11 protein-coding genes are annotated in these 11,368 nt (G+C 66.0%); 4 read left to right on the top strand and 7 right to left on the bottom strand.

Annotation, left to right across the window (positions count from 1 at the left end):
- Positions 1–226 precede the first annotated feature (226 nt).
- The 7 genes from ACMZ6R_RS18655 to ACMZ6R_RS18625 all read right to left on the bottom strand — a co-directional run bounded on the left by ACMZ6R_RS18655 (position 227) and on the right by ACMZ6R_RS18625 (position 7,918).
- Positions 227–1,099 (bottom strand): DUF1848 domain-containing protein, encoded by an 873-nt coding sequence (locus ACMZ6R_RS18655; RefSeq protein WP_416114309.1) that lies wholly within the window; start codon positions 1,097–1,099, stop codon positions 227–229.
- Entirely contained in the window at positions 1,096–2,355 is a 1,260-nt protein-coding gene (locus tag ACMZ6R_RS18650; protein ID WP_416114307.1) for a D-serine ammonia-lyase, read from the bottom strand. Before ACMZ6R_RS18650 ends, ACMZ6R_RS18655 begins: the two co-directional genes overlap by 4 nt.
- Positions 2,356–2,439: 84 nt before the next feature.
- Positions 2,440–3,117: a hypothetical protein gene (locus tag ACMZ6R_RS18645; RefSeq protein WP_416114305.1), complete on the bottom strand. Its 678-nt coding sequence runs from the start codon at positions 3,115–3,117 to the stop codon at positions 2,440–2,442.
- A gap of 98 nt (positions 3,118–3,215) precedes the next feature.
- Positions 3,216–4,847 (bottom strand): NAD-dependent malic enzyme, encoded by a 1,632-nt coding sequence (locus ACMZ6R_RS18640; RefSeq protein WP_416114303.1) that lies wholly within the window; start codon positions 4,845–4,847, stop codon positions 3,216–3,218.
- Positions 4,848–4,900: 53 nt separating this feature from the next.
- Positions 4,901–6,301 (bottom strand): class II fumarate hydratase, encoded by a 1,401-nt coding sequence (locus tag ACMZ6R_RS18635; RefSeq protein WP_416114301.1) that lies wholly within the window; start codon positions 6,299–6,301, stop codon positions 4,901–4,903.
- 189 nt (positions 6,302–6,490) lie between these two features.
- Positions 6,491–7,315 (bottom strand): sulfite exporter TauE/SafE family protein, encoded by an 825-nt coding sequence (locus ACMZ6R_RS18630; protein ID WP_416114299.1) that lies wholly within the window; start codon positions 7,313–7,315, stop codon positions 6,491–6,493.
- A gap of 27 nt (positions 7,316–7,342) precedes the next feature.
- Positions 7,343–7,918, bottom strand: coding sequence for a cytochrome b (locus tag ACMZ6R_RS18625; RefSeq protein WP_416114297.1), 576 nt, complete (start codon positions 7,916–7,918; stop codon positions 7,343–7,345).
- A 204-nt stretch (positions 7,919–8,122) separates the two neighbouring features.
- Here ACMZ6R_RS18625 and miaB point away from each other — a divergent pair, with 204 nt between their 5' ends.
- The 4 genes from miaB (at position 8,123) to ACMZ6R_RS18605 (ending at position 11,298) form a co-directional block, all read left to right on the top strand.
- Positions 8,123–9,463, top strand: coding sequence for a tRNA (N6-isopentenyl adenosine(37)-C2)-methylthiotransferase MiaB (miaB, locus tag ACMZ6R_RS18620; protein ID WP_416114295.1), 1,341 nt, complete (start codon positions 8,123–8,125; stop codon positions 9,461–9,463).
- On the top strand, positions 9,456–9,950 hold the full coding sequence (locus tag ACMZ6R_RS18615; RefSeq protein ID WP_416114293.1) for a bifunctional nuclease family protein: 495 nt from the start codon (positions 9,456–9,458) through the stop codon (positions 9,948–9,950). Before miaB ends, ACMZ6R_RS18615 begins: the two co-directional genes overlap by 8 nt.
- Before the next feature lie 4 nt (positions 9,951–9,954).
- Positions 9,955–10,620 (top strand): histidinol phosphate phosphatase domain-containing protein, encoded by a 666-nt coding sequence (locus ACMZ6R_RS18610; RefSeq protein WP_416114291.1) that lies wholly within the window; start codon positions 9,955–9,957, stop codon positions 10,618–10,620.
- Positions 10,621–10,713: 93 nt separating this feature from the next.
- Complete coding sequence (locus ACMZ6R_RS18605) at positions 10,714–11,298, top strand: LemA family protein (protein ID WP_416114289.1); 585 nt, start codon at positions 10,714–10,716, stop codon at positions 11,296–11,298.
- The last annotated feature ends 70 nt before the right edge of the window (positions 11,299–11,368 follow it).

Here is an 11,368-nt window from a genome sequence, read left to right as displayed (position 1 = left end):
GGCAGTCAGTCACCCCGATCGCATGCGCCGGTTCGGAATCAATTCCTGAATCCCAGGCGTTCGCCTCACTTTTCCCCTCCCATTCCGCTTCTCATGCAAAAACATCGCAATGAGAAATGGAACCTGTCATCGATACCATTTCGCCCCCGTGAAAAGTTTTTGAAGGGGGTCCAGGGGGAAACTTTTTTCAAAAAGTTTCCCCCTGGCCGCCGGAGGCATACATTCATCACAACATCGTCGCCCCAGGGTCGTGGCGGGCGAAAGCCGTCCGGGCGCGTTCGAAGCTCGATGTGGCGTAGCAGTAGCGACAGCCGAAAAGACAGCGGTCGTAGGCGCCGATATCCTTGCTCGGGGCGCAGCCGCAACGCGGCCGCTGGTGCGGGTCCTTGCCGAGGTCGAGGGGCCTGCCGAGGCGCGCGGCGATCCAGTCCGGGTCGATGCACCGGGCCGGGGTGATGCCCGCTTCCTGATAGAGTTCCGGCTGACAGCAGGTCATAAGCCGCATACCGTGCGCGGCGGCCATGTCGCGCAGATCGAACAGCAGGCGCAGGTGTTCCTCCTCGTCCGGGGGAAACGGCGCGAACCCTTGGGCGGCCAGGGGCTTCATGCGGCCGGCGATTTTGCGATAGGGCTCCAGGAAGCTGACCACCACCCGGTCGGTCAGGCCGGCAAGGCGTTTCGCCAGTCGGGCAAAGGTGGTCCGATGCCAGTCGGGCGGCGTTTTTTCCGTCAGCACGATGGGGTCGTAGCGCCAGGTGATCCGGCCCGGCAGCGCTTGGGCCAGGGCGGTAAACGTCGGCACGGAGACGTCCGGGGCCGGGCATTTGGGGTCCAGCGCCCGGGGATTGGCCAGCACGGTGAAAAGGAAAAAGGGTTCGTGGCCCATGGTCCGCAGTTCGGGCAGATGCGGCAGCAGCGGGCGCGGATCGCGGGTCCAGAAGACGATGGCGTCGACGTCTTCCGGGGCCAGGGAAACGCGACTGACCTGGGCGGCGTTGAAGGGACTCACCACCTCGCAGAACCCGGCCCGCAGCCGGTTGACCAGCCAGCGGGCATAAAAGGCCGGGATGTCCGTGCGGCGGCTGGCGCTTATGATCACCCCCGCCCTTCCCCCATGGCCAGAATTTCCTCGAACGCCTCGTCCGGCAGCATGCCCCCGCCCGTGGCCCAGATGACGTGGCTGGCCGTCTTGCCGGCAAGTCGCGGCAGACCGGCGGCGCGCGTCATGGCCGGACCGGCAAGCCCGGCGGCGGCGGCGGGCTCCAAGCGCAACCCGGCCCGCTTCCAGGCGGCGACGACATGGCCGGCCATGGCCGCGTCGGTCACGGTGCACACGCCATCGACCACGGGGGCAACCAGTCGGCAAACGAGTCCCGAGGGACGCGGCACGGCCAGACCGTCGGCGATGGTGCGGCCGGAAAGCCCCATATCCTTGACGGACACGGCCTCGTGGCGGCCGGTGGCCAGCCCGAGCAGCATACACGGGGCCTCGGCCGGCTCGACGAAAATGGCCAGGGCCCCGTCGCCAAGGGTCAGCCGCGCGCCCAGGGCGATGCCGCCGGGAGCTCCGCCCACGCCGCAGGGCAGATGCAGGCACAACGGCCGCTGCGGCGAGACGACGATGCCCAGGGGCCGCAGTTGGACCGGCAATCGCAGTCCGGCCACGGCATAGCCCAGAAACAGGTCGCGGGAATTCTCGTCGTCGATGAAATGATTGGTCGGATCGCCGGCGGCGGCGGCCCGGGCCGTGGCGCAGGCGGCGGCGTAGTCCCCGGCGTGCTCCACCACCGTGGCCCCGGCCTCGCGCAGCTTTTCCTTTTTCCAGGGCCGGGCGTCATCCGACATGTGGACCGTGACGGCAAACCCGAGGGCCCGGCCAAGGATGCCGATGGACAGCCCGAGATTGCCGGTCGAGCCCACGGAAAGCGTGTGGCCGGCGAAAAAGGCCCGGGACCGCCCTTCCCCGAGCAGGCGGGAATCCGCGTCCGGGCCGGCGAGCAGCCCGGAGGCGAGGGCCAGCCGCTCGGCCACGGCCAGGACGGCGTGGAACCCGCCGCGCGCCTTGACCGATCCGGCGACGGGAAGCAGGTGGTCGGCCTTGAGGAACACAGGCTCGCGCCCCCCGCCCGCACCGATGGCCTCGGGCAGAGGGAGCAACTGCGATTCGATCACGCCGCCCGTGGGCCGCAGTTCCGGAAAGAGCTCCGCCAGGAGCGGCGCGAACCGGGAAAAGCGCGCGGCGGCGGCCCGGATGTCGGCCAGCACTCCGGACAACTCCCCGCGCAGCTCATCCACGGGGCGGCGAAGCGGATTTTGCCAGAATACGGGTTTGCCGGCCCGCAGGGCGGCTTCCATCACGGTTTCCATAGGGAAACGGTAGCCCAATCGGGGCGCGAGGCCAACCGGGGTGGGGAAAAAGACGCCGCGAAACAGGCTACGTCAGCGGATGCGCAGCATGGCGTTACCGCCGATCTGGAATTCATAGTCCACCGGTACTTCCGCCACGTCGCGGCCGCTGTCCCGGTAGCGCCGGAGCACGGCGTCGACGTAGGGGGAGTGCCGGGAATTGATGTCGAGGAGGGGAAAGATGCGCGCTTCGCCGGCCACCCGCAGCATGGCGTCAATGGCCTGGAAGTGGAAGTCGAGGGTCAGGTTGTCGGTATAAAGAAACAGGAAGTGGGACGACAGGCAGATGTCGAAGGCCCCGTCCGCAAAGGGAAGGTCCGGCACACCGCCGGCGACATAGCGCCCCTGCCGCTTGCCGGCCTCGAAATCCTCCAGGAAATCGGCCATGGTGCCAAGGCGCAAATCCCTTAACGCGTCGAGGTCCCGTATCCTGTCCCAGCGGAACTGCTCTGTGTGGCGACGCGTCTGGTCGAGGACATCGGCGCAGGTCTCGTCGATGCGTCGGCGTATGGCCGCCTTGTCCATCCGGTAGATCGGGTCGAGGGAAACCGCGCGGCCGCCCCGCTCCTTCATGCCGTGGTTGAAGGCCGCCGGGCCGTCGCCACAGCCCAGAATGCGGGCGCCAAGGTCCGCGTCCGACAGGGCGAACATGGAAACGTATTCGTCAAAGGACCTGCCCCAGGGCACGACGGATTCGTATTTTACGGCCACGCCCCAGCCTTACCAGCGCCGGCCCGGGCAGACAAGCGGCATGTCCCGGCCGGCGGGACGCGGGAACGCACGGCGCGTTCCCGCCCATCGCCAGCATCTTATGGAACGTACCGCGGGACGTAGACCTGGGAGCGGATGAACGCCTCCATGTCGGTCGGCCGCTCGACCGTGGCCAGGCCGTCGTCGAAGACCAGCCCGGCCACCGCGGCGGCGGTCCTGATCTCGGTTTCCAGGATGTCGGACTGGAGCGGATAGAGGAGCCCCTGGGTCAGCTGGGCGTCGGTCACCTGCTCGGCCACGGCCCTGGCGGCACGGATGAACATCCGGTCCGTCACGCGTTTGGCTTTCGTTGCGTAGATGGCCATGCCGACGGCGGGAAAGATATAGAAGTTGTTGGCCTGGCCCGGCAGGAAAGTCCGGCCCTTGTAGGACACCGGCGCGAACTGGACGCCGGCGGCAAAAAGCGCCCTGCCCTCGCTCCAGGCATAGGCCTGTTCGGCCGTGCATTCGGCCTTTTCGGTGGGGTTGGACAGGGCCAGGATGACCGGCCTGTCGCCAACCCGGCTCATGGCCCCGACCACGTCCTTGTTAAAGGCCCCGCCCATGGTGCTGACCCCGATCAGGACCGTGGGCCGCAATTCCTCCACCGCCCTGGCGAAATCGCTTCGCGGCATGGGGGCGTGGGCATGGGCGTAAGGCTTCTGGAAATCCACCAGATCGGTACGCGAGGATTCCAGCAGCCCGGCCACGTCGAACATATGCACCCTGCCCCGGGCCTCTGCCAGGGTAAGGCCTTCGTCGACCAGGGCCGCGCACAGGAGATTGGCCAGGCCGACGCCGGCCGAGCCCGCGCCGAGAAAAAGAAACGATTCGTCGGTAAGCTTCGTGCCCTTGGCCCGGCAGGCGTTTATCACCCCGGCCAGGGTGATGCCGGCCGTGCCCTGCACGTCGTCGTTGTAGCAGCAGACCTTGTCCTGGTAGCGTTCGAGAAGATGTACGGCGTCCACGCCCGTCCAATCCTCGAAATGGATGCAGCAGCCGGGAAAGACCTCCTGCACGGCCGCGACGAACTCGTCCACGAAGGAATAGAGTTCCTGCGTGGACGGACGCGGTTTGCGCAGTCCAAGGTACAGCGGATCGGCCAACAGCTCGGCGTTATTGGTGCCGGCGTCGAGCAGCATGGGCAACAGTCCCTTTGGCGGCACGCCGGCCGCGGCGGTATAAAGCTGCAACTTGCCGATGGGAATGCCCATGCCGTTGGCGCCCAGGTCGCCAAGGCCCAGGATGCGGCCGCCATTGGTCACGCAGATGAAACGCACGTCCTTTTCCGGCCAGTTCCGGAGCACCTCGCGCACCCGGCCCCGCCGCTCGATGGACAGATACAGCCCGCGCGGATGGCGGAAGATGTGGCCGAACTTGAGGCAGGCCTCGCCGATGGTCGGGTCGTAGATGATGGGCAAAAACCGGGCCGGGTCGGACATGATGGTCTTGTAAAAAAGCGTCTCGTTGTGGTCGAGCAGCCCCACCAGATAGATATAGCGGTCGATGTCCGAATGCTTGTGGCCAAGCTGCATGCGCACGCGCTCAAGCTGCCTGTCGAGGGTCTCGGTCACGTCCGGGACCAGCCCCACCAGTCCGAGCGACTGCTTTTGCGCTTCGGAAAAAGCCGTTCCCCGGTTGCACGCCGGATCAAGCAGCAGTTCCCTGCCGCGTTTGCCTGCCTGGGTCATGCGCCACCTCGCATCCTTTGGGCCGCTTGCGCGACGGTTTGGCCGGGAATGGATCAATCCTTGGCCACGAACGGCTGGGTCATCCTGGCCGGCACCACGATCCGGTCGAAGTCGGCCCCGTCCACATAGCCCAGGTCCATGGCCGCCTCGCGAAGCGTCAGGTCGTGCTCCATGGCATGATGGGCGATTTTCGAGGCCTTGTCATAGCCGATGACCGGGGACAGGGCCGTGACCAGCATGAGCGAGCGGCCGACGAACTCGGCGATGCGCCGTGTGTTGGGTTCCATGCCCTCCACCAGGAAGCGGCGGAAATTGTGCATGCCGTCCGTGAGGATGCGGATGGATTTCATGATGTTGTAGATGATGAGCGGCTTGTAGACGTTCATCTCCAGGATGCCGCCCGCGCCGCCGAAGCCCACGGCCACGTCGGCGGCCATGACTTGGGCGGCGATCATGGTCAGCGCCTCGCACTGGGTCGGGTTGACCTTGCCGGGCATGATCGAGGAGCCCGGCTCGTTGGACGGGATGATAAGCTCGTAAAAGCCGGCCCGGGGGCCGCAGGCCAAAAGGCGTATGTCGCAGGCAATCTTGTAAAGCGACACGGCCAGGGTGCGAAGCGTCCCGGAGAGCTGAACCAGGGCGTCATGAGCGCCCTGCACCGTGAACTTGTTGGGCGCCGGGGTAAACGGCAGACCGGTGAGCTCGGCGATGTGGGCGATGGCCGCCTCGGCGAACCCGGGCGCGGCGTTTATGCCCGTGCCCACGGCCGTGCCCCCGAGCGGCAACGCGTAGACGCCGCCAAGGGCCGCCTCCAAACGGGCCACGTCATCGGCCAGCATGCCGACGTAGCCGGAAAACTCCTGGCCAAGGGTCAGCGGCACGGCGTCCTGAAGGTGGGTGCGGCCGATCTTGACGATATCCTTCCAGGCCTCGGCCTTGGCGGCCAGGGCGTCGCGCAGCCCGGTCAGCGAAGGGAGCAGGTCGCGCACCACGCCCATGGCCGCGGCCATGTACATGGCGGTCGGAAAATTGTCGTTGGACGACTGGGACATGTTGACGTGGTCGTTGGGGTGCACCGGCTTTTTGCCGCCAAGGGGCGTGCCGGCCAGCTGGCAGCAGCGGTTGGAGACGACCTCGTTGACGTTCATGTTGAACTGGGTGCCGCTACCGGTCATCCAGACGCGCAGCGGAAACATGTCGTCGTGCCTGTGGTCGAGGATCTCGTCGCACACGGCGCAAATCATGGCCATGGCGTCGCGGGGCAGGCGCTCCTGCTCGGCGTTGGCCAGGGCGGCGGCCTTTTTGAGGATGGCGTAGGAACCGATCATCTCGCGCGGGATGAGGTCGTCGCCGATGCTGAAATGTTCAAGCGACCTCTGGGTCTGCGCGCCCCAGAGCTTGTCCGCCGGGACTTTCACCTCGCCCAGGCTGTCCGTTTCGATGCGCTCGTTCATCCGGCTGTCCTCCTTTGTCAGTCCCGCTTGCCGACCGTTCGACGGCCGCACGGGAATAGGCTCATCCCGCCCGCGTCGCTACGCAGGGGATGCTTGGAATCCTGCCACTGCGGTTACAATAAGGGGCAGGCCGCGGCAAGACAAAACCCCGATTTCGTCGCCTGGGGCGTCACCAAGGCCCCCGGAAAATCAAAGCGCCTGGAACAGAATGCGCGCTCCGACGAAGACCAGGGCCACGGCCAGGCTCTTGATGATCCAGCGGCCTTTCAAGTGGTTGGACAGCTGGGCTCCGACCTGGGCCCCGACCATCGCCCCCAGGGCCAGATAGATCGTGCGGTGGACGCCCTGGACGAAAACGCCGGTGAAGACGTGGGTCAGCGTGCCGGCCAGGGCCATGATGGCCAGGATGAAGTGGGATGTGGCCGTGGCCACATGCACGGGGAAGGACAGGATGTAGACCAGGGCGGGCACGTGGATGATGCCGCCGCCGATGCCGAGAAAGCTCGACAGGTAGCCGACGAAGAGGCTGATGATGACGCCCGTGCGCAGCCGGAAGTCGTATTCGTGGACAACGCCGTCATGCTCCACGATGCGCCGGTGGGTCAGTCCGGGCCTGCCCCGGGCGGGACTTGTCGCGCCGTTTCGCCGCACCATGAGAAAAAGCGCCCCGGCGACCAGGATCACCCCGAAAATCAGGTCGAAGACGCGGCGCGGCACCCAGTTGCTCGAAAGCGCCCCGATCACCGCCCCGGGCACGGCCGCCAGGGCGAAAACCAGCCCGGACTTGTAGTCGATGCGCCCCTGCCGGCCGTAGGCCTGGGCTCCCGAGGCGGCGTTGAAAAAGACCACGGCCAGGGAAATGCTGGTCAGAAGCGACGGGGAGTCGTGCGGATAGAGCAGCAGCAGCACCGGCATGAGCACGAAGCCGCCGCCCGCGCCGATCAGCGTGCCGTACGCGCCGACCCCCAAGCCAAGCAGGATGAAGCCAAAATCATGCAGCAACGCGGGAGACATGCCAAATCCTCCAGCCGGCCCGTGCGATCAGCGTCTTCCCCGCAGCGTATCGAGCAGCGGCCCCAGGGCGGACGGGGCCATGCGCAAAAGCACATTGTCGCGCAGGATGAAGTGATGCTTCATGGCCGCCCCGGCATGGAGCACGAAAAGCGCCGCCAAGAGCGAGGCCACCGTGCCGTGCGCGCCTTCGAGGATATCGCGGAGGATCGGCGCATGGCCAGGGCCCACAAGCCCGGGCAGTTTCGGCAGCGAGGCCAGACCGAAAAACAGCGTGTAACGCGGTGAAAGGCTGTAGATGGACCAGCCGATAAGCGGCTGCGCGAGCAGAAAGACATAAAAAAGGACCTGGACGATTTTAACCACCTTGCGTTCCCAGGGCTGAAGCGTCGACGGCACGGGCGGCGGGACATGGCCGGCATGCCAGCCAAGCCGCGCAAGCGTCACCACGAAGACCGTGACGCCAAGGGAGGCGTGCCACATGAAAAGCACGCCCCCGGACATGGTCCAGCCGATGGCCAGAAGCGCCAGGACCAGGGCCACGGTGCACCAATGGATGGTTTTCCAAACCGGGTCGTAGACCACAGGAACCGCTGTCGTTGCCACATCCGCCTCCCGATCGCTTTTTCCGGACGCGTGTACCGCCCGTCGTTGTGGGGTGGCGCGTCCGACACCTCAATACGTGGTATGCCACCACGGCCGGGGCGTGGCAATGGCTCCCGGCCGCGACATATTCCCCTCGTTCCGCCGGGAAAGGGGTCTGCGCCGCCCTTTACCGCCGCACGGTCGTGCATTATCCTCACCGCAATCATGAAATTTCACGTCACCATCATGGGCTGCCAGATGAACGTCGGCGACGGCGACTGGCTGACCCGGTCGCTTATCAGTCTGGGTTTCACGCCCGCTTCGGAGGAAGAGGCCGAGCTCTTCATCCTTTTCACCTGTTCGGTGCGCGAAAAGCCGGAACAGAAAGTGGCCAGCGAACTCGGCCGCATCGCCGACCGCCACCGCGACAACCCGCGCGCCTTCGTGGCGGTTGGCGGCTGCGTGGCCCAGCAGATCGGCCAGGCCCTGTGGCGGCGCTTCCCCATGGTGCGCCTCGTTTTCGGCTCGGACGGCATCGCCGGCGCGCCCCGGGCGCTTGCCCGCCTTGCCGCCGAACCCGGGCTTCGCCTGTCGCTTCTGGACTTCACCGAAACCTATCCCGAGCGCGACCAGCCCTGGCCCGAGGATACCGTGCCGCCCCGGGCCTTCGTGTCCATCATGCAGGGCTGCGACAACTTCTGCGCCTACTGCATCGTGCCCTTCGTGCGCGGCCGGCAGAAATCCCGGGGACTCCCGGCGGTCGTGGCCGAATGCGAGGCGCTGGCCGGACGCGGGGCGCGGGAGATCACGCTCCTTGGGCAAAACGTCAACAGCTACGGCCTCGACGACGCCGGCGACGGCACCTCCTTCGCCCGGCTGCTCGACGCCGTGGCCGCCATACCGGGCATCGCGCGCATCCGTTTCACCACCTCCCACCCCAAGGACCTCAGCGACGACGTCATCGCCCGCTTCGCCGACCTGCCCGAACTGTGCCCGGCCCTGCATCTGCCGGTGCAGTCCGGCTCCGACGCGGTGCTTAAGCGCATGGGCCGGCGCTACGACCGGGCGGCCTACCTGCTCCTCGTGGACAAGCTGCGCCGGGCCCGCCCGGACATCGCCCTGACCACGGACCTCATCGTGGGCTTTCCCGACGAAACCGACGATGATTTCCGGCAAACCCTCGATTTGGTGCGTGAGGTTGGGTTTGATAGCGGCTTCTCCTTCATGTACTGTGATAGGCCGGGAACCGTATCCGAGCGCATGGAGCCGAAAATCGCCCAGGAGGTCAAATCGGCCCGTCTGGCCGAGTTGCAGGCCCTGCTCGACGAGCGCCTCACGGCGACCCTGGCCGCGCAGGTCGGGCGGACGACCGAGGTCCTCATCGAAGGCGCAAGCCGCCGGGACGGTCCGACCGGCCCCTCCTGGCGGGGACGCGATCCCGGGGGGCGCATCGTCAACATGGCCCTGCCGGGCGTTGCGGATGCCGCCGGAACGATCGTGCGCGCCCGCATCCGTCAAGCCAAAAAGCACTCCCTGATCGGGGAGGCGGAGGCCGACCATGATTGAAATGAAAGTGTTCGGACTGGCCCTTGACGAAGAATCCCAGGTCCCCGTGCTGATCCTCAAGGACATGGAGGAAAAAGCCGTTCTCCCCATCTGGATCGGCGCCATGGAAGCCATGGCCATCTCCCTGGCCCTAAACGACGTGGTGCTGCCGCGCCCCATGACCCACGACCTGCTGCTCAACACCATCGCCAAGCTCAACGGACATGTGGTGGCCATCCACGTGACCGAGCTTGCCGAAGGCACCTACTACGCCGACATCGAGTTGGAAGTGGAAGGCGGCATCCGCCGCGTGGACAGCCGCCCGTCGGACGCCATCGCCCTGGCCCTGCGGGCCAAGGCCCCCATCCTCGTGGCCGAACCCGTGCTCGAACAGGTGGCTAACGAGGCCAAAAGCGAATCCGTGGTGGCATTTTCCAGCGACGACAGCGACAAGTGGACGGAACTGCTCGAAAAATTCGACCTCGACGACACCAAGTACAAAATGTGACGCCATGATTGACTTGCACACCCACACCACCTTTTCCGACGGCGAACTCATCCCTTCGGAACTGGCCCGCCGCGCCGCCAAGGCCGGCTACCGCGCCATGGCCATGACCGACCACGCCGACTTCTCCAACCTGGACCTGATCCTCACCAATATCGGCCGGTTCGTGGCCGAAACCGGGGCCTTTCTCGGCGTCACCGTGCTGTGCGGGGTGGAGATCACCCACGTGCCGCCGCCGCTGATCCCCCACCTGATCGAAATGGCCCGGGAACGCGGGGCGCAGATCGTGGTGGTGCACGGCGAAACCATTGTCGAGCCGGTCGAAACCGGCACCAACCTGGCCGCCATCGAGGCCGGGGTGGACATCCTGGCCCATCCGGGGCTCATCACCCCGGAAGAGGCGGAACTGGCCGCCGAACGCGGCGTGGCCCTCGAAATCACCACCCGCAAGGGCCATAGCCTGACCAACGGCCACGTGGCCGCCCTGGCCCGGCGCTTCGGAGCGAAACTCGTCATCGACAACGACGCCCACGCCCCGGACGACCTCGTCTCCCAGGAACGCCGCAAGAAAATCGCCCTCGGCGCGGGACTCAGCCACGAGGAATACCTGCAAGCCGAGGCCAACTCCCGGGACATCGTCTCCCGGATCCTGGGCGCGGGACGCATGGGCTGACGCAGCCTCCCCGCGAAAAATCCACCAAACCTTGCCACGCCCCACCGTTGCGTATAGGCGTGGCAGCATCACCCCCTCTCTCAAGGAGCGACCATGCCCAGACTTCTTGGACTCCTCATCGCCGTCCTCATGCTTTCCAGCCTCTCGGGCTGCGGCTACAACCAGATGCAGACCAACGAGGAGGCGGTCAACGCCGCCTGGGGCAACGTGGAATCGGCCCTGCAACGCCGCCTGGACCTCATTCCCAACCTCGTGGCAACGGTCAAAGGCTACGCCAGCCACGAAAAAGACACCCTGACCGCCGTGGTCGACGCCCGGGCCAAGGCCACGCAGGTGAAAATCACGCCCGAGACCCTCAACGACCCCAAGGCCATGGCCGCCTTCCAGCAGGCCCAGGGACAAATGCAGTCCTCCCTGTCGCGCCTTCTGGCCATCGCCGAAAACTACCCGCAACTCAAGGCCGACCAGAACTTCCGCGACCTGCAAAACCAGCTCGAAGGCACCGAAAACCGCATCAACGTCGCCCGCCAACGCTACAACCAGGCTGTCGAAATCTATAACGCCTCCATCCGCACCTTCCCCAACTTCATCACCAACTCCCTGCTGCTGCACTTAAAGCCCAAGGAATACTTCAAGGCCGACGAGGCCGCCAAACAAGCGCCCAAGGTGAAGTTTTAGGGAAGAGAGAGGGTAAGATGCCTCCGGCGGCCAGGGGGAAACTTTTTGAAAAAAGTTTCCCCCTGGACCC

This window comes from Solidesulfovibrio sp. C21, assembly GCF_047785625.1.
In the GTDB taxonomy this organism is placed as follows: domain Bacteria; phylum Desulfobacterota; class Desulfovibrionia; order Desulfovibrionales; family Desulfovibrionaceae; genus Solidesulfovibrio.
Note: the sequence above shows the minus strand (reverse complement) of the source record. Positions and strands in the feature narration are given on the sequence as shown.